Origin of the sequence: Streptomyces sp. NBC_01476 (assembly GCF_036227265.1) — a bacterium.
Lineage (GTDB): Bacteria > Actinomycetota > Actinomycetes > Streptomycetales > Streptomycetaceae > Actinacidiphila.
The window spans coordinates 5,754,471-5,772,441 of sequence record NZ_CP109446.1; the positions used below are offsets into that span (position 1 = coordinate 5,754,471).

Annotated in this window: 20 protein-coding genes; 19 read left to right on the forward strand and 1 reads right to left on the reverse strand. The window is 69.6% G+C overall.

Features of this window, described 5'->3' with window-relative positions; translation table 11 throughout:
- Nucleotides 1-173: 173 nt before the first annotated feature.
- The 17 genes from OG552_RS25300 to OG552_RS25380 all read left to right on the forward strand — a co-directional run bounded on the left by OG552_RS25300 (nucleotide 174) and on the right by OG552_RS25380 (nucleotide 15,553).
- Nucleotides 174-1,277: an LCP family protein gene (locus OG552_RS25300; RefSeq protein ID WP_329136647.1), complete on the forward strand. Its 1,104-nt coding sequence runs from the start codon at nucleotides 174-176 to the stop codon at nucleotides 1,275-1,277.
- A gap of 150 nt (nucleotides 1,278-1,427) precedes the next feature.
- On the forward strand, nucleotides 1,428-1,661 hold the full coding sequence (gene rpmE, locus OG552_RS25305) for a 50S ribosomal protein L31 (RefSeq protein ID WP_329136650.1): 234 nt from the start codon (nucleotides 1,428-1,430) through the stop codon (nucleotides 1,659-1,661).
- Nucleotides 1,662-1,769: 108 nt separating this feature from the next.
- On the forward strand, nucleotides 1,770-2,852 hold the full coding sequence (gene prfA, locus OG552_RS25310) for a peptide chain release factor 1 (RefSeq protein WP_329141112.1): 1,083 nt from the start codon (nucleotides 1,770-1,772) through the stop codon (nucleotides 2,850-2,852).
- A 14-nt stretch (nucleotides 2,853-2,866) separates the two neighbouring features.
- Complete coding sequence (gene prmC / locus OG552_RS25315) at nucleotides 2,867-3,712, forward strand: peptide chain release factor N(5)-glutamine methyltransferase (protein WP_329136652.1); 846 nt, start codon at nucleotides 2,867-2,869, stop codon at nucleotides 3,710-3,712.
- A gap of 22 nt (nucleotides 3,713-3,734) precedes the next feature.
- Nucleotides 3,735-4,382, forward strand: coding sequence for an L-threonylcarbamoyladenylate synthase (locus OG552_RS25320; protein ID WP_329136654.1), 648 nt, complete (start codon nucleotides 3,735-3,737; stop codon nucleotides 4,380-4,382).
- 107 nt (nucleotides 4,383-4,489) lie between these two features.
- Nucleotides 4,490-5,119, forward strand: a complete 630-nt coding sequence (locus OG552_RS25325) for an arsenate reductase/protein-tyrosine-phosphatase family protein (protein WP_329141115.1) — start codon at nucleotides 4,490-4,492, stop codon at nucleotides 5,117-5,119.
- 256 nt (nucleotides 5,120-5,375) lie between these two features.
- Nucleotides 5,376-6,692, forward strand: a complete 1,317-nt coding sequence (locus OG552_RS25330; RefSeq protein ID WP_329136656.1) for an MraY family glycosyltransferase — start codon at nucleotides 5,376-5,378, stop codon at nucleotides 6,690-6,692.
- A 400-nt stretch (nucleotides 6,693-7,092) separates the two neighbouring features.
- Nucleotides 7,093-7,506: a hypothetical protein gene (locus OG552_RS25335; RefSeq protein WP_329136658.1), complete on the forward strand. Its 414-nt coding sequence runs from the start codon at nucleotides 7,093-7,095 to the stop codon at nucleotides 7,504-7,506.
- A 252-nt stretch (nucleotides 7,507-7,758) separates the two neighbouring features.
- Entirely contained in the window at nucleotides 7,759-8,568 is an 810-nt protein-coding gene (gene atpB, locus OG552_RS25340; RefSeq protein WP_329136660.1) for a F0F1 ATP synthase subunit A, read from the forward strand.
- 77 nt (nucleotides 8,569-8,645) lie between these two features.
- Nucleotides 8,646-8,897, forward strand: coding sequence for an ATP synthase F0 subunit C (atpE, locus tag OG552_RS25345; protein WP_329136661.1), 252 nt, complete (start codon nucleotides 8,646-8,648; stop codon nucleotides 8,895-8,897).
- Between the two features lie 51 nt (nucleotides 8,898-8,948).
- Nucleotides 8,949-9,503, forward strand: coding sequence for a F0F1 ATP synthase subunit B (locus OG552_RS25350; RefSeq protein ID WP_329136663.1), 555 nt, complete (start codon nucleotides 8,949-8,951; stop codon nucleotides 9,501-9,503).
- Entirely contained in the window at nucleotides 9,500-10,315 is an 816-nt protein-coding gene (locus OG552_RS25355) for a F0F1 ATP synthase subunit delta (RefSeq protein WP_329136665.1), read from the forward strand. Before OG552_RS25350 ends, OG552_RS25355 begins: the two co-directional genes overlap by 4 nt.
- Before the next feature lie 115 nt (nucleotides 10,316-10,430).
- Entirely contained in the window at nucleotides 10,431-12,002 is a 1,572-nt protein-coding gene (gene atpA / locus OG552_RS25360; protein ID WP_329136667.1) for a F0F1 ATP synthase subunit alpha, read from the forward strand.
- Nucleotides 12,003-12,004: 2 nt separating this feature from the next.
- Nucleotides 12,005-12,934 (forward strand): F0F1 ATP synthase subunit gamma, encoded by a 930-nt coding sequence (locus OG552_RS25365; protein WP_329136669.1) that lies wholly within the window; start codon nucleotides 12,005-12,007, stop codon nucleotides 12,932-12,934.
- Nucleotides 12,935-12,939: 5 nt separating this feature from the next.
- Nucleotides 12,940-14,403, forward strand: coding sequence for a F0F1 ATP synthase subunit beta (atpD, locus tag OG552_RS25370; RefSeq protein WP_329136672.1), 1,464 nt, complete (start codon nucleotides 12,940-12,942; stop codon nucleotides 14,401-14,403).
- Between the two features lie 108 nt (nucleotides 14,404-14,511).
- Nucleotides 14,512-14,913 carry a F0F1 ATP synthase subunit epsilon gene (locus OG552_RS25375; RefSeq protein ID WP_329136674.1) on the forward strand — a complete coding sequence of 134 codons (402 nt, stop codon included), beginning with the start codon at nucleotides 14,512-14,514 and terminating at the stop codon, nucleotides 14,911-14,913.
- Between the two features lie 193 nt (nucleotides 14,914-15,106).
- Nucleotides 15,107-15,553, forward strand: coding sequence for a DUF2550 domain-containing protein (locus tag OG552_RS25380; protein WP_329136676.1), 447 nt, complete (start codon nucleotides 15,107-15,109; stop codon nucleotides 15,551-15,553).
- 203 nt (nucleotides 15,554-15,756) lie between these two features.
- Here the strand turns inward: OG552_RS25380 and OG552_RS25385 are convergent, their stop codons facing one another.
- A complete protein-coding gene (locus OG552_RS25385; protein ID WP_329136680.1) occupies nucleotides 15,757-16,329 on the reverse strand; it encodes a cob(I)yrinic acid a,c-diamide adenosyltransferase in 573 nt (190 codons plus the stop codon).
- Nucleotides 16,330-16,478: 149 nt separating this feature from the next.
- Between OG552_RS25385 and OG552_RS25390 the strand changes: the two genes are divergently transcribed.
- Both OG552_RS25390 and OG552_RS25395 read left to right on the forward strand, forming a co-directional pair.
- The gene (locus tag OG552_RS25390; protein ID WP_329136682.1) at nucleotides 16,479-17,327 is read left to right on the forward strand and encodes a 3-hydroxyacyl-CoA dehydrogenase family protein; all 849 of its coding nucleotides are present in this window, start codon (nucleotides 16,479-16,481) and stop codon (nucleotides 17,325-17,327) included.
- Between the two features lie 169 nt (nucleotides 17,328-17,496).
- The gene (locus tag OG552_RS25395; RefSeq protein WP_329136684.1) at nucleotides 17,497-17,796 is read left to right on the forward strand and encodes an STAS domain-containing protein; all 300 of its coding nucleotides are present in this window, start codon (nucleotides 17,497-17,499) and stop codon (nucleotides 17,794-17,796) included.
- The last annotated feature ends 175 nt before the right edge of the window (nucleotides 17,797-17,971 follow it).

Consider the following 17,971-nt stretch of genomic DNA (forward strand, 5'->3'; position numbering starts at 1 on the left):
AGGCGCCCGCTTGTCCCCTGGTGAGGGAGCAGCGGGCGCCTTCGTGCGTCCCCCGGATGGTGGAAGCCGCAGCCCGGGGGGACCATGAAACATCTGACAAATCGGACAATGAACCCATTCTCGGGGGGTAGCAGAACCAGGCAGGAGAGCTGACAGAGAGCAGAGGTGCCGCCATGGCGGACGATCAGCAGGTGCCGGGCGGGTCCAGCCCCCTGGGGGCCTCGGCGGGGCGCAGGCGCCGCCGCAGGGTCCTGCACGTGGTGGCCTGGTCCGTCGCGGGACTGGTGCTGGTCGCGGGCGGCGGCGCCGGCTATCTCTACTACCGGCTGAACGGCAACATCCACAGCGTCGACATCGACTCGGCGCTGGGCCGCGACCGGCCGGCGCGGCTCGCCAACGGCTCGACGGACATCCTGGTGCTCGGCTCCGACTCGCGCTCCGGCGCCAACTCCGTGTACGGCCACAACAGCGGCACCGCCCGCTCGGACACCGCGATGATCGTGCACCTCAACAAGGGCCGCAAGACCGCCAGCGTGGTCAGCATCCCGCGCGACACCCTGGTCACCCGCCCGTCCTGCGAGAACTCCGACGGCAGGGCCGAGCCGGCCGCCCGGTCGGTGATGTTCAACACCGCCTACGCGGTCGGCGGCCCGGTCTGCGCGGTCAAGACGGTGGAGCGGCTCACCGGGCTGCGGATGGACCACTACATCGAGGTCGACTTCACCGGCTTCAAGAACATGATCAACGCGCTGGACGGCGTCCCGCTGACCACCACCCAGGCGATCAACGACCCGAAGAGCCACCTGCGGCTGGCGGCCGGCACCCACACGCTCAGCGGCGAGCAGGCGCTCGGCCTGGTCCGCACCCGGCACGGCGTCGCGGACGGCAGCGACCTGGGCCGTATCCAGCTCCAGCAGGCATTCATGAAGGCGCTGATGAACCGGATCAGCGGCCTCGGCCTGCTGACCAGCCCCACCAAGCTCTTCTCGGTCGCCGACACCGCCACCAAGGCGGTCACCACCGACACCGGCCTCGGCTCGGTCAGCAAGCTGATGGGCCTGGCGCAGAGCGTGCAGCACCTGAAATCCGGCGATGTGCACATGGTGACGCTGCCGGTACGGTTCGCGCCCAGCGACCCCAACCGGGTCGAGCCGATCGGGAAGCAGGCGGACATGGTGTGGGCCGCGCTCAAGGCCGACAAGCCCATCCCGCCCGCCGCCACCAAGGGTTCCGCGGCCGACGACGTCAACGCCGGCACGGTGGTCGGCGGGGACTAGGACGGCCGGCGGGGCGCCGGGGAATGAATCCCGGTGCCCCCCGGTTTGGGGAGATGCGGCCTGTCCTGGCAGACTGGACCGCTGGCCCCGGTTCACGTACCCGCAACCCGCGGATGCGACCCGGCGCCCTCCCGAACCTAGGAGCATCCTTTGAAGAGCGGCATCCACCCCGAGTACTACGAGACCCAGGTCACCTGTACCTGTGGCGCCTCGTTCACCACCCGCAGCACCGAGCCCAGCGGCCAGATCCGCGCCGATGTGTGCTCCGAGTGCCACCCGTTCTACACGGGCAAGCAGAAGATCCTCGACACCGGTGGCCGGGTGGCCCGCTTCGAGGCCCGCTTCGGCAAGGGCAAGGCGGCCGCCGGGTCCGCCAAGAAGTAGCGACCCGAAAGCGCCGGTCTGCGGTCGCCCGCCCCAGGGTGACCGGACCGGCGCTTTGTCGTCCGCACCCCTACTTCTCTCGCCCCCCTTCCTAGCAGGGACTCCATGATGTTCGAGGCCGTCGAGGAACTCATCGGCGAACACGCCGACCTCGAAAAGCAGCTTGCCGACCCCTCGGTCCACGCGGACCAGGCCAACGCCCGCAAGCTCAACAAGCGTTACGCGGAACTCACGCCGATCGTGTCCAGCTACCGCTCCTGGCGGCAGCTCGGCGACGACATCGACACCGCCCGCGAACTCGGCCAGGACGACCCGGACTTCGCCGCCGAGGTGAAGGAGCTGGAGAAGGAGCGCGAGGAGCTGACCGAGCGGCTGCGGCTGCTGCTGGTCCCCCGCGACCCCAACGACGACAAGGACGTCATCCTGGAGGTCAAGGCGGGTGAGGGCGGCGAGGAGTCCGCGCTCTTCGCCGGCGACCTGCTGCGGATGTATCTGCGGTACGCCGAGCGGGTCGGCTGGAAGACCGAGATCCTCGACGCCAACGCCTCCGACCTCGGCGGCTACAAGGACGTCCAGGTCGCGGTGAAGGCCAGGGCGAGCCACGAGCCGGGCCAGGGCGTCTGGGCGCGGCTGAAGTACGAGGGCGGCGTGCACCGGGTGCAGCGGGTGCCCGCGACCGAGTCCCAGGGCCGTATCCACACCTCCGCGGCCGGCGTGCTGGTCACCCCGGAGGCGGAGGACGTCGAGGTCGAGATCGGCCCCAACGACCTGCGGATCGACGTCTACCGGTCCTCCGGGCCCGGCGGTCAGTCGGTCAACACCACCGACTCCGCGGTCCGCATCACCCACCTGCCGTCCGGCCTGGTCGTCTCCTGCCAGAACGAGAAGAGCCAGCTGCAGAACAAGGAGTCGGCGATGCGCATCCTGCGCTCCCGGCTGCTGGCCGCCGCCCAGGAGGAGGCCGAGCGGGAGGCGTCCGACGCCCGCCGCAGCCAGGTCCGTACGGTGGACCGCTCGGAGCGGATCCGCACCTACAACTTCCCGGAGAACCGCATCTCGGACCACCGGGTGGGCTTCAAGGCGTACAACTTGGACCAGGTACTCGACGGGGACCTCGACGCGATGATCCAGGCCTGTGTGGACGCCGACTCGGCCGCCAAGCTGGCCGCGGCCGGCGACGGCAGCAGCTGAGGGGGGAAGCGACAGTGAACCTGCTGCTCGCCGAGGTGGCGCAGGCCGCCCAGCGACTCGCCGACGCGGGCGTGCCGTCGCCGCGCTTCGACGCCGAGGAGCTGGCCGCGTACGTCCACGGCGTCAAGCGCGGTGAGCTGCACAGCGTGGCCGACTCCGAGTTCGACGCGCGCTACTGGGAGGCCGTCGCGCGCCGCGAGGCCCGCGAACCGCTGCAGCACATCACCGGCCGCGCCTTCTTCCGCTACCTCGAACTCCACGTCGGCCCGGGGGTGTTCGTGCCCCGGCCGGAGACCGAGTCGGTGGTCGGCTGGGCCATAGACGCGGTCCGGGCGATGGATGTCGCCGAGCCGCTCATCGTCGATCTGTGCACTGGCTCGGGCGCCATCGCGCTCGCCCTGGCCCAGGAGGTGCCGCGCTCCCGGGTGCACGCCGTGGAGCTGTCGGAACAGGCCCTGGAATGGGCCCGGAAGAACGTCGCGGGCAGCAAGGTCGACCTGCGCCAGGGGAACGCGCTGGACGCCTTCCCCGACCTCAACGGCCAAGTGGACCTGGTCATTTCGAACCCGCCCTACATCCCGCTCACCGAGTGGGAGTACGTGGCGCCAGAAGCCCGCGACCACGACCCCGAACTCGCCCTGTTCTCCGGCGAGGACGGGCTCGACACCATTCGCGGCATCGAACGCACCGCCCAGCGGCTGCTGCGGCCCGGTGGCGTCGTCGTCATCGAGCACGCCGACTCCCAGGGCGGTCAAGTCCCCTGGATCTTCAAGGAGGACGCGGGCTGGGCGGACGCGGCCGACCACCCCGATCTCAACAACCGCCCGCGGTTCACGACGGCTCGGAAGGCGCGGCCGTAACCATGTCTTTGGAGGTCAGCTAATGGCACGGCGATACGACTGCTCCGACGCGACCGAGCGGGTCACGGGTCTGCGGGAGGCCACCTCGGCGGTCAAGCGCGGCGATCTGGTCGTGCTGCCCACCGACACCGTCTACGGGATCGGCGCGGACGCCTTCGACTCCGAGGCGGTCGGCGACCTGCTGGAGGCCAAGGGCCGCGGCCGCAACATGCCCTCACCGGTGCTGGTCGGCTCCCCGAACACGCTGCACGGCATCGTCACCGACTTCTCCGAGCAGGCGTGGGAGCTGGTGGACGCCTTCTGGCCGGGCGCGCTGACCCTGGTCACCAAGCACCAGCCGTCGCTGCGCTGGGACCTCGGCGACACCCGCGGCACCGTCGCGATCCGGATGCCGCTGCACCCGGTCGCCATCGAACTGCTCATGGAGACCGGCCCGATGGCCGTCTCCAGCGCCAACCTGACCGGCGAACCCTCCCCGCAGGACTGCGACGCCGCCCAGGGCATGCTCGGCGACTCGGTGGCGGTCTACCTGGACGGCGGCCCCACCCCCGCCGCGGTGCCTTCCTCCATCGTGGACGTGACCGGCAAGGTGCCGGTGCTGCTGCGGGCCGGGGCGATCAGCGCAGAGGAGCTGCGCAAGGTCGTACCCGACTTGCAGGAGCGCAGTTGACGCCCGAGGGGCGTGGCATACGGGGTTTCACCGTTCCCGGGCAGCAGCTTCCCGGGCTCGTGCCCGGGCAGGTCACCGGGTACGTGCCCGGGCAGGTCACCGGGTACGTGCCCGGGTACGTCAGCGCCGGGCAGGGCGGTGATGTCTTCCGGGTGCTCCACGTCTGCACCGGCAATGTGTGCCGCTCGCCGATCGCCGAGCGGCTGATGCGGCACGGGCTGTCCCGGCGGCTCGGCGACGCCGCCACGGGCATCCTGGTCGAGTCGGCCGGCACCTGGGGCCACGAGGGGGCGCCGATGGAGGCGCACGCCGCCGCGGTGCTCACCGAGTTCGGCGCCGACCCGGCCGGCTTCACCGGCCGGGAGCTCCTCGACGACCATGTGATCGACGCCGACCTGGTGCTCACCGCGACCCGCGACCACCGCGCCCAGGTGATCTCGATGGGCCACGCGGCGGGCCTTCGCACCTTCACGCTCAAGGAGTTCACCCGGCTGGTGCGGGCGATAGACCAGGCCACGCTGCCCGACGGCACGGTCACCGAGCGGGCCCGCGCGCTGGTCCGGGCGGCCGCGGCGCTGCGCGGCTGGCTGCTGGCGCCCAGCCCGGACGCCGACGAGGTGCACGATCCGTACGGCGCCCCGGTCTCGTACTTCCGCAGCATCGGTGAGGAGATCCACACCGCGCTCGATCCGATGGTGACGGCACTGACCGGCATCCCGGCGCCCGCGGCCGTCTGAGCGGCCGTCCAGGGGCCTTCCCGGGCCGCTCCCGGGCCGGCCCCGGCCCGCCTCCGGGCTCATCGGGGGAGGAGCGCCGGAGAATCGCGGCCACCGTCTGTACCCCGCGCCGGGCCGGTGCAACCGTTCCGGTTCCCTGTGAGTCTCAACAGGTGTTGGCCGTCCCGGCCCGGCCACCACTAGGGTGTGACGCTGTGAGGACCCCCCGGACGCGTGCGCAACCCGGTTGCGCCCCCGATTACGTCGGAGGCTGCCCGTGCGCGAATATCTGCTGACCCTGTGCGTCTCCGCCGCCGTCACGTACCTGCTGACCGGCCCGGTGCGGAAGTTCGCCATCGCCGCGGGCGCCATGCCGGAGATCCGGGCACGTGATGTGCACCGCGAACCCACTCCGCGGCTCGGCGGCATCGCGATGTTCGGCGGCCTGTGCGCCGGGCTGCTGGTCGCCGCTCATCTGAGCAATATCGGGGATGTGTTCACCCTCTCCAACGAGCCGCGGGCGCTGCTCTCCGGTGCCGCGCTGATCTGGCTGCTGGGCGTCCTGGACGACAAGTGGGGCGTGGACGCGCTGATCAAGCTCGGCGTGCAGATGATCGCGGCCGGTGTGATGGTCTGGCAGGGCCTGGCCATCCTGTGGCTGCCGCTGCCCGGTATCGGCACGGTCGCCCTCACCCCGGTGCAGTCCACCCTGCTCACCGTGGCGCTGGTCGTGATCACCATCAACGCGGTGAACTTCGTGGACGGCCTGGACGGCCTGGCGGCCGGTGTGGTCTGCATCGCCGCCATCGCGTTCTTCATGTACGCGTACCGCATGTGGTACGGCTACGGCGTCGAGGCGGCCGCGCCCGCGACGCTCTTCAGCGCGATCCTGATCGGGATGTGCCTGGGCTTCCTCCCGCACAACATCCATCCGGCGCGGATCTTCATGGGCGACTCGGGCTCGATGCTGATCGGCCTGGTGCTCGCCTCGGGTGCGATCTCCATCACCGGGCAGGTGGACCCGGACGCGATCACCGACTTCACCGGGTCGACCCGGCAGACCGTGCACTTCATGGTGCCGGTCTACATGCCGCTGCTGCTGCCGCTGACCATGATCGCCATTCCGGCGATCGACCTGGTGCTCGCGGTGGTCCGCAGGACCTGGAAGGGCCAGTCGCCGTTCGCCGCGGACCGCGGCCACCTGCACCACCGGCTGCTGGAGATCGGGCACTCGCACAGCCGGGCGGTGCTGATCATGTACTTCTGGTCGGCGCTGTTCGCCTTCTCCGCGGTGGCGTTCTCGGTGAACTCCTCCAGCCTGTGGATCGTGCTGGTGATCGTCGCGCTGAGCGCGGTCGGTCTGGTGGTCCTGCTGCTGCCGCGGTTCCGGCCGCAGACCCCGCAGTGGGCGGAGTCGGTGGTCCCGCCGCGCTACCGGCGGCGCAAGCGCCGGCTGGCCGCCGCCGCGGCCGCGGCCGAGCAGGAGATGCGGGAGGCCGAGCCCGGTGAACGGCCGGCCCTCAACGGGTCGACCGCGATCGGCGACCGCTCCCGGCTGCCCGACCGGCGGCGTCCGGTGGACAGCAGGCACTGATCAATTTCGGTGTGCACCGACCCGGGCACCGACCGTGTCCGGGCGTGACGAGAAGCCGGTGAGAAGCCGCAGAGCAGCCGCTGAGAAGCCGGCGATCGACGGGTCGCACAATTCGGGCAAAGACCCTCGATGGAAATTCCGGCAATTCGCTCATTCCGGGCAACTGCTGTAAAAGGGCACGGCATTGCGGGCTCGGGCCGTAACTCGTGCGTGTGACGGGCAGCACATCTCCATGGTAAAGACCGGATCAAATACTTTGTGATACCGTTCACGAAACCCACGGAACAGCCGAAAGACCATAGTGCGACGGTCTTCCGGCACGAGGCACGTCCTCGGCCCCGACTACGCTCGTCTCCGACGACACCCGAAATCCCCAACTCCCGCCGGAGGAGCTGCCCCCATGCAGTCCAACGACGTCCGAACCCTCCTTAACTGCACCGTCCCCACTGCCGCGGCCGGTGCCATCGCCACCGTGATCAGCGGTGCGGTGGCCGGCGGCAAGGGAGCGATCGGCGCCGCCGCCGGCACGTTGGTCGTGATCGCCTTCATGGCGATCGGGATGGTGGTGCTGCAACGCACCGCGAAGTCGTACCCGTCGCTGTTCCAGATGATGGGCCTGGTGCTCTACACGGTGCAGATCCTGCTGCTCGCGATCGTGCTCGCCGTGTTCAGGCACACCTCACTCTTCAACACCCGGGCCTTCGCCTTCTCGCTGCTGGCCGCCGCGCTCATCTGGATCGCCGCGCAGGCCAGGACGTACATGAAGACGAAGATCCTCTACGTCGAGCCCAAGTCGGCGGGGACCCCGTCGTGACTCCCGTCAGGCGCTTCCTCCCTGACGGTGGGGGTAGGGCCGGTGTAAAGAGCGCTCCGCTCATTTGCTATCGTCCCGACTCAACTGCGGCCGAGCTGCCGCGAGCGGCGACCAGGTACACCTCGCCGCTCGGTTCAGCGCCGACCCGCCGCCCCCACATCCGTACCACCAGTCCAGTGCCGTTCCGCGGCTCAGCGCCGCGCCGACACATCGAGGTTGCCGTACCCATGCGCCACGCTGAAGGAGCTCTCGGTGAGTGCTGACCAGGTTCTCGCCTTCGAGACGAACTGCCACATCTTCGACGGGTGCGGCTTCCCGGCCCCCGGCCTGCACTCGTTCGTCTTCGACCCGATCTTCTCGATCGGCAGCTTCGACTTCACCAAGCCGATGCTGCTGGCGCTGCTCAGCACCGTCGTGATCGTCGGCTTCTTCTGGGCCGCCTTCAACAAGGCGAAGGTCGTCCCCGGCAAGCTGCAGATGGTCGGTGAGGCGGGCTACGACTTCGTCCGCCGCGGGATCGTCTACGAGACGCTGGGCAAGAAGGTCGGCGAGAAGTACGTCCCGCTGATGGTCTCGCTGTTCTTCATGGTCTGGCTGCTGAACCTCTGGTCGATCATCCCGGTCGCGCAGTTCCCGGTGACCGCGATCATCTCCTTCCCGGCCGCACTCGCCGGGATCGTCTACATCACGTGGATGTACCTGACGTTCAAGAAGCACGGCTTCGTGGGCGGCTGGAAGAACATCACCGGCTACGACAAGTCGCTCGGCTGGGTGCTGTTCCTCTCGGTGCCGATCGAGTTCTTCTCGAACGTGCTGGTACGGCCGTTCACGCACGCCGTCCGGCTCTTCGCCAACATGTTCGCGGGCCACACCCTGCTGCTGCTCTTCACCATCGCGAGCTGGTACCTGCTCAACGGCATCGGCATCGCGTACGCGGGTGTGTCCTTCATCATGACCATCGTGATGACCGCCTTCGAGCTGTTCATCCAGGCCGTTCAGGCGTACGTGTTCGTGCTCCTGGCCTCCAGCTACATCCAGGGCGCGCTCGCCGAGAACCACTGAGCTCCCCCCTCCACGACCCCGACAGATGTCCGGTGGCCAACCCCCACCGGTCCGTGAAAGAGAAGGAAGAACCCGGCATGTCCGCTCTCGCGCACGCGACGCTCGCCGCCGTCGAAATCAAGGGCAACCTCGGCTCGATCGGCTACGGCCTGGCCGCCATCGGCCCCGGCGTCGGCATCGGCATCATCTTCGGCAACGGCACCCAGGCCCTCGCCCGCCAGCCCGAAGCGGCCGGCCTGATCCGCGCCAACCAGATCCTCGGCTTCGCCTTCTGTGAGGCGCTCGCGCTGATCGGTCTGGTCATGCCGTTCGTCTACCCGACCTCCTGATCGCGGCTGGCGACCGGAACCGACCGGCACACATAGACGGAAGGCACTGATGTGATCTCCTTGGTACAGCTGGCGGCAGACGACGCGGAGAACCCGCTCGTCCCGCCGATCCCCGAGCTCATCATCGGCCTGCTCGCCTTCGCCATCGTCTTCTTCTTCCTCGCCAAGAAGCTCCTCCCGAACATCAACAGGGTTCTGGAAGAGCGCCGGGAGGCCATCGAAGGCGGCATGGAGAAGGCGGAGGCCAGCCAGGCCGAGGCGCAGCAGACCCTTGAGCAGTACCGCAGCCAGCTCGCCGAGGCCCGGCACGAGGCCGCGCGGCTGCGCCAGGAGGCGCAGGAGCAGGGTGCGGCACTCATCGCCGAGATGCGGGCCGAGGGCCAGCGTCAGCGCGAGGAGATCGTCGCCGCCGGCCATGCGCAGATCGAGGCCGACCGCAAGGCCGCGGCCGCCGCGCTGCGGCAGGACGTCGGCAAGCTCGCCACCGAACTGGCCGGCAAGCTCGTGGGTGAGTCCCTGGAGGACACCGCCCGGCAGAGCCGCACCATCGACCGCTTCCTCGACGGGCTCGACGCGACGGCGCCCTCGGCCGAGGCGGCCCGGTGAACGGAGCGAGCCGCGAGGCGCTGAGCGCAGCGCGTGAGCAGCTGGACGCGCTGACCGACAGCACGTCGGTCGACGCGGCCGGTCTCGCCGAGGAGCTGGCCGCGGTCACCGCGCTGCTGCACGGCGAGGGCACCCTGCGCCGGGCGCTCAGCGACCCGGCGAAGTCCGGCGAGGCCAAGGCGGCGCTGGTCCGGCAGCTCTTCACCGGCCAGGTCGGCGGCGCGACCCTGGACCTGCTGTCCGGCATGGTCAGGTCCCGCTGGTCGCAGCCGCGCGATCTGGTGGACGCGATCGAGGAACTGGCGAACACCGCCGACCTGATCGTCGCCCAGCGCCGCGGCGCGCTGGACGACGTGGAGGACGAGCTCTTCCGCTTCGGCCGGATCCTCTCCGGCAGCAGCGAACTGCGCTCCGCGCTGGCGAACCAGGTGGCCAACGGCGAGGCCAAGGCCGGACTGCTGCACTCGCTGCTCGGCGGCCGCGCCAATCCGGTCACCGAACGGCTGGTGACGAGACTGGTCACCGCGCCGCGAGGACGTAGCCTGGAGAGCGGGATCGAATCCCTGTCCAAGCTCGCCGCGGCCCGCCGCAGCCGGGTGGTCGCGGAAGTGACCTCGGCGACTCCGCTGAGTGATCAGCAGAAGCAGCGACTGGCCGACGCGCTGGCCAGGATCTACGGACGACAGGTGCACCTGAACCTGGACGTGGACCCCGCGGTCCTCGGCGGGGTGCGGGTACGCATCGGCGACGAGGTCATCAACGGCGCCATCGCCGACCGCCTCGAAGAGGCGTCACGGCGGATGGCCGGCTGACAGCCACCAACTCAACAAGCAGGAAAGCGGCCCGAGTTGGGCCGACATGTCCTCTGGGGGAACCCCCCAGACCCCCCAGAAACTTCGGGCCCAACAAGGAGAGCAGGGAACCCAGATGGCGGAGCTCACGATCCGGCCGGAGGAGATCCGGGACGCGCTGGAGACGTTTGTCCAGTCGTACCAGCCGGACGCCGCCTCGCGCGAGGAGGTCGGCACGGTCAGCGTTGCCGGAGACGGCATCGCACGCGTCGAGGGACTTCCCTCGGCCATGGCGAACGAACTGCTGCGCTTCGAGGACGGCACCCTCGGTCTCGCCCTCAACCTCGAGGAGCGCGAGATCGGTGCGATCGTCCTCGGCGAGTTCAACGGCATCGAGGAGGGCCAGCCGGTGCACCGCACCGGCGAGGTGCTCTCGGTCGCCGTCGGCGAGGGCTACCTGGGCCGGGTCGTCGACCCGCTGGGGAGCCCGATCGACGGCCTCGGCGAGATCGAGACCGACGGCCGCCGCGCCCTTGAGCTGCAGGCCCCCACGGTCATGCAGCGCAAGTCGGTGCACGAGCCGATGCAGACCGGCCTCAAGGCCGTCGACGCGATGACCCCGATCGGCCGCGGCCAGCGCCAGCTGATCATCGGTGACCGGCAGACCGGCAAGTCCGCGCTGGCGATCGACACGATCATCAACCAGCGTGACAACTGGCGCTCCGGCGACCCGAAGAAGCAGGTCCGCTGCATCTACGTCGCCATCGGCCAGAAGGGCTCCACCATCGCCGGCGTGCGCGCCGCGCTGGAGGAGGCCGGCGCGCTGGAGTACACCACCATCGTCGCCGCCCCGGCGTCCGACCCGGCCGGCTTCAAGTACCTGGCGCCGTACACCGGCTCGGCCATCGGCCAGCACTGGATGTACCAGGGCAAGCACGTCCTGATCGTCTTCGACGACCTGAGCAAGCAGGCCGACGCCTACCGCGCCGTGTCGCTGCTGCTGCGCCGCCCGCCGGGCCGCGAGGCGTACCCCGGTGACGTCTTCTACCTGCACTCCCGCCTGCTGGAGCGCTGCGCCAAGCTCTCCGACGACCTGGGCGCCGGTTCCATGACCGGTCTGCCGATCGTGGAGACCAAGGCGAACGACGTGTCGGCGTTCATCCCGACCAACGTCATCTCCATCACCGACGGCCAGTGCTTCCTGGAGTCGGACCTCTTCAACGCCGGTCAGCGCCCCGCGCTGAACGTCGGTATCTCGGTCTCCCGGGTCGGTGGCTCGGCGCAGATCAAGGCCATGAAGGGCGTCTCCGGCCGGCTCCGCGTGGACCTCGCCCAGTTCCGTGAGCTGGAGGCGTTCGCCGCCTTCGGTTCCGACCTGGACGCGGCCTCCAAGGCGCAGCTGGAGCGTGGCCAGCGGATGGTCGAGCTGCTCAAGCAGGGCCAGTACGCGCCGTACGCGATCGAGGACCAGGTCGTCTCCATCTGGGCCGGCACCACCGGCAAGCTGGACGACGTACCGGTCGAGGACGTACGCCGCTTCGAGCGTGAGCTGCTGGACTACCTGCACCGCGAGCACAAGTCGCTGCTCACCGCGATCGTCGAGACCGGCAAGCTGCCGGACGAGACCGTCGAGGTGCTCACCGACGCGGTGGCCGCGTTCAAGAAGCAGTTCGAGACGTCCTCCGGCGCGCTGCTGGTCGAGGGCTGATCATGGGCGCACAGATTCGCGTCTACAAGCGCCGGATCAAGTCCGTCACCGCCACCAAGAAGATCACCAAGGCGATGGAGATGATCGCCGCCTCGCGCATCGTCAAGGCGCAGCGCCAGGTGGCGGCCTCCTCGCCGTACGCGGACGAGCTGACCCGCGCGGTGACGGCGGTGGCGACCGGCTCCAACACCAAGCACGCCCTGACCACCGAGGCGGAGCACCCGACCCGGGCCGCGGTCCTGCTCGTCACGAGCGACCGCGGTCTGGCCGGCGGGTACTCCTCCAACGCGATCAAGGCCGCCGAGAAGCTCGCCGAGCAGCTGCGCTCGGAGGGCAAGGAGGTCGACTCCTACCTCGTCGGCCGCAAGGCGGTGGCGTACTACAGCTTCCGCGAGCGCGAGGTCAAGGGCTCCTGGACCGGCTTCAGCGACAGCCCGAAGTACGGCGACGCCAAGGAGGTCGCGGCGCCGCTCATCGAGGCGGTCGAGCTGGAGACCGCCGAGGGCGGCGTGGACGAACTGCACATCGTCTTCACCGAGTTCGTCTCGATGATGACGCAGGTGCCGGTCGCCCGGCGGCTGCTGCCGCTGTCGCTGGACGAGGACGAGCGGGCGGCGGCGCTGGCGGAGCAGACCGGCAAGTCCGGCATCCTGCCGCTGTACGAGTTCGAACCGTCGGCCGAGGGCGTGCTGGACGCGCTGCTGCCGCGGTACGTCGAGAGCCGTATCTACAACGCGCTGCTGCAGGCCGCCGCTTCCGAGCACGCGGCCCGGCGCCGGGCGATGAAGTCGGCGACCGACAACGCGGAAGACCTCATCAAGTCGCTGACGCGGCTGTCCAATGCGGCCCGACAGGCCGATATCACCCAGGAAATCAGCGAGATCGTCGGTGGCGCGAGCGCCCTCGCCGACGCTAGCGCGGGGAGTGACTGACCACTATGACCACCACTGTTGAAACGGCCCCGACCGGTACGGCCACCGGCCGCGTCGCCCGGGTCATCGGCCCGGTCGTCGACGTGGAGTTCCCCGTCGACGCGATGCCGGAGATCTACAACGCGCTGCACGTCGACATCGCCGACCAGTCCGAGCTCTCCGGCGAGGGCCAGGGCGTGCGGACGCTGACCCTGGAAGTCGCCCAGCACCTCGGCGACGGCCTGGTCCGCGCCATCTCGATGCAGCCCACCGACGGCCTGGTCCGCCAGGCCCCGGTGACCGACACCGGCGAAGGCATCACGGTGCCGGTCGGTGACGTCACCAAGGGCCGCGTCTTCAACACCCTCGGCAAGATCCTCAACGAGCCGGAGGCGGAGTCCGAGGTCACCGAGCGCTGGCCGATCCACCGCAAGGCCCCGGACTTCGACCAGCTCGAGTCGAAGACCGAGATGTTCGAGACCGGCCTGAAGGTCGTCGACCTGCTCACCCCGTACGTCAAGGGCGGCAAGATCGGCCTCTTCGGTGGTGCGGGCGTCGGCAAGACGGTGCTCATCCAGGAAATGATCATGCGTGTCGCCAAGCTGCACGAGGGCGTCTCCGTCTTCGCCGGGGTCGGTGAGCGCACCCGTGAGGGCAACGACCTGATCGCGGAGATGGCGGAGTCCGGCGTGCTGCCGCAGACCGCGCTCGTCTTCGGCCAGATGGACGAGCCGCCGGGCACCCGGCTGCGGGTCGCGCTGGCCGGTCTGACCATGGCGGAGTACTTCCGCGATGTGCAGAACCAGGACGTGCTGTTCTTCATCGACAACATCTTCCGGTTCACCCAGGCCGGCTCCGAGGTCTCCACGCTGCTCGGCCGGATGCCGTCCGCGGTGGGTTACCAGCCGACCCTGGCCGACGAGATGGGCCAGCTGCAGGAGCGGATCACCTCCACCCGCGGCCACTCCATCACCTCGATGCAGGCGATCTACGTCCCCGCGGACGACCTCACCGACCCGGCCCCGGCGACCACCTTCGCGCACCTCGACGCGACGACGGTGCTCTCCCGGCCGATCTCGGAGAAGGGCATCTACCCCGCGGTGGACCCGCTCGACTCCACCTCACGCATCCTGGACCCGCGCTACATCCGGCAGGACCACTACGACTGCGCCACCCGGGTCAAGGGGATCCTCCAGAAGTACAAGGACCTCCAGGACATCATCTCGATCCTCGGCATCGACGAGCTCGGTGAAGAGGACAAGCTCACCGTCTTCCGGGCCCGCCGGATCGAGCGCTTCCTGTCGCAGAACACCCACGCCGCCAAGCAGTTCACCGGCGTGGACGGTTCTGACGTGTCGCTCGACGAGTCGATCACGGCGTTCAACGCGATCGCCGACGGCGAGTACGACCACTTCCCCGAGCAGGCGTTCTTCATGTGCGGTGGCCTGGAGGACCTCAAGGCCAACGCGGCGAAGCTCGGCGTCAACTGACGCGGGGAGCCGTAGCGAGCACGAGGGGGGCGGTCCGGCACAGCCCAGGTGACCGCCCCCCTCGCGCACCCCTTATTCTTTGTCTTACGCATCCGCCGCAGGCGGTGGATGCCGACCCGAGGAGCCGTCTTGGCCGATCTTCACGTCGAGCTGGTGGCCGCGGACCGCAGCGTCTGGTCCGGCGAGGCCACCATGGTCATCGCCCGAACCACGTCGGGTGACATCGGCATCATGCCCAGCCACGAGCCGTTGCTGGGGGTGCTCGAATCCGGTCCGGTGACCATCAGGACCACCGATGAGAGCGGCCCGGTGGTGGCTGCCGTGCAGGGCGGGTTCATCTCGTTCTCCGACAACCAGCTGTCGATTCTCGCTGAGGTCGCCGAGCTGGCCGACGAGATCGACGTGGCCAGGGCCGAGCGGGCACTGGAGCGGTCCAGGTCGGAAGCCGACGCGGCCGCCCAGCGCCGTGCGGAGGTCCGGCTGGCCGCGGCTGCGGCGGGTTCGCGCTGAACACAGGCCGCACCGTGTACGTATGACTCAGTAGCTCTCAGTACCGCGCACCACCCAGCAGGACCGGCGGACGGTGAATTCGTACACCGGCTGTCACCGCAGGACAACGGCGCCGCGGACTGCCCCAACGGGCGGTCCGCGGCTCCGGCACAGCAAGGGCGGCAACCATTCCTAGGCGAGGAGGTCGAAGGACGTGATCCTCGCTTTCCAGGTGGGCTTCGGGATTCTCGCGGCGGCGCTGCTGGGACTCTTCGTCTTCGGCCTGCGCCGGCGGCTGATCCAGCGGCCGGGCGGCACCTTCGACTGCAGCCTGCGGCTCGCCCCGGCCGAGGACGCGGAGGGCGGCGGCAAGGGCTGGGTCTACGGAGTGGCCCGCTACAGCGGTGACCGGGTCGAGTGGTTCCGGGTCTTCTCGTACTCGCCCCGCCCGCGCCGGGTGCTCGACCGTCCGGCGATCGAGGTGCTGGGCCGCCGGGATCCGCAGGGCTCCGAGGAGCTGGCGCTGCTCTCGGACGCCGTGGTGCTCTCCTGTCGCCACCGGGGGATGTCACTGGAGCTGGCGATGAGCGACGACGCGCTGACCGGGTTTCTCGCCTGGCTGGAGGCGGCCCCGCCCGGCCAGCGGGTGAATGTGGCGTGAGGCGGCGGTTCCGAGCGGGGACCGGGAGCCGACGGGCGGCGTAGTCGACCCCCGGCCGTGTGGGGGGATGGAGCCTGAACCGCGGGGCGCTTCTCTGCTGCTTGAGCTGTCATGCGCACGCCCAAGGGCGTCTACAGAGATCGTAGAAAGGTCTGGACCAGTGGTCAAGAGGTCTGGACCACCTGGCTTTCCTGCCGGCTCGCTCAGCGGTTCTCGCCCGGAACCCACAGCACGTCACCGCGCGAGGTGTTCGCGGTGCGGGCCAGGATGAAGAGCAGATCCGACAGACGGTTGAGGTAAGTGGCCGTCAGCGGGTTCATGGTGTCGCCGTGTTCGGCCAGCGCCGCCCAGGTGGAGCGCTCCGCGCGGCGGACGACGGTGCACGCCTGGTGGAGCAGCGCCGCGCCGGGGGTGCCCCCCGGAAGGATGAACGAGCGCAGCTTGGTCAGGCCTTCGAGGTAGTGGTCGCAGTCGGCCTCCAGGCGGTCGACGTAGGACTGCTCGACGCGCAGCGGCGGGTACTTGGGGTCGGGGACGACCGGAGTGGCCAGGTCGGCGCCCACGTCGAAGAGGTCGTTCTGCACCCGGACGAGTACGGCGCGGACGTCGTCCGGGAGGCCGCCGAGGGCGAGCGCGACGCCGAGCACCGCGTTCGCCTCGTTGGCGTCGGCGTAGGCGCCGATGCGCGTGTCGGTCTTCGCCGTGCGGCTCATGTCGCCCAGCGCGGTGGTGCCGTCGTCGCCGGTGCGGGTGTAGATACGGGTGAGGTTGACCATACGGCCGAGCGTAGGCCCTGCCGGCCGCGACCGGGCGGACCCCAACTGTGCGACCAACGACACATGGTGACGCACCCGACAACCTGTCGCGTCCGGCGCTGAACGGACGTTAAGGTCCGGCAATACCCCAACGGAGAGGTGTGTGGACCGTGGCGCGGAAGCTTGCCGTCATCGGAGCCGGACTGATGGGCGCCGGCATCGCCCAGGTATCGGCCCAGGCCGGTTACGAGGTGGTCCTGCGGGACGTCACCGACGAGGCGCTGGCCCGCGGCAAGGACGGCATCCGGGCGTCGTACGAGAAGTTCACCGCCAAGGGGAAGATGACCCCTGAGGACGCCGAGGCGGCGCTGGCGCGGATCACCACCACCACCGACCTGGACGCGGCGGCCGGCGCCGACCTCGTGGTGGAGGCGGTCTTCGAGAAGATCGAGGTCAAGCAGGAGATCTTCCGCGCCCTTGACCGCATCGTCGGCGCGGAGACCGTGCTCGCCTCCAACACCTCGGCCATCCCGATCACCAAGATCGCCGCCGCCACCGAGCACCCCGAGCGGGTGGTCGGCACCCACTTCTTCTCGCCGGTGCCGCTGATGCAGCTCTGCGAACTGGTCCGCGGCTACAAGACCAGCGACGAAACCCTGGCCCGCGCACGGGAGTTCGCCGAGGCCGTCGGGAAGACCTGCATCGTCGTCAACCGCGATGTGGCCGGCTTCGTCACCACCCGGCTGATCTCCGCCCTGGTGGTGGAGGCGGTCAAGCTCTACGAGTCCGGCGTCGCCTCGGCGGAGGACATCGACGCGGCCTGCCGGCTCGGCTTCGGCCACGCCATGGGCCCGCTCGCCACCACCGACCTGACCGGCGTGGACATCCTGCTGCACGCCACCGGCAACATCTACACCGAGTCGCAGGACGAGAAGTTCGCCCCACCGGAGATCATGCGCCGGATGGTGGACGCGGGTGACCTCGGACGCAAGAGCGGACAGGGCTTCTACACCTACTGACCGGGCGGCGCGCGCCCGCCGCACCGGCCGCACCAGCCGAAGTCACCCGCAGGAGTGAATTCGGTAGCGGATCGCTCACAGACGGCAACTTCTCTGTACGACAGACCGTCAGTTGTGTGAAGACATATGGATCGGCCGGCAGGCCAAGCCAGCGCTTCGGGGAGTGACTATGCACATCAGGGGCGACCACGCCGAGCTGATCGTCGGGGGGCGCCTCGACGTGGTCAGCGCCGCGGACGCCCGTACCGCACTGCACACCGCGGTCGACTCCGGCCGCGGCGACCTGGTGCTCGATCTGACCGAACTCGACTCGTGGGACGCCACCGGCCTCGGGGTGATCATGGGCGCCCACCGCCGGGCCGGCCGGGCCAACCGCAGGCTCGTGCTCCGCGGGGTGCCGCCCCAGATGCAGCGGCTGCTGGTGGCCACCCGGCTGCACCGGATCCTGGCGATCGAAGCCGAAAGGTGACGTTCGGCACGTAACCGGGACGGCATCCCCCCGGCCCTTCATGGATAGGGTGCGAACCTTTAGAGTTTGCGCATCAATGGCCAGGAGGCGTGCACCCCGTACGCCGTAGAAGGGGAATCGGGCCGGCGCCCGACGCTGTCGCGAGCGCGCAGCCGAGCCGCCCGAGGATGCCCCC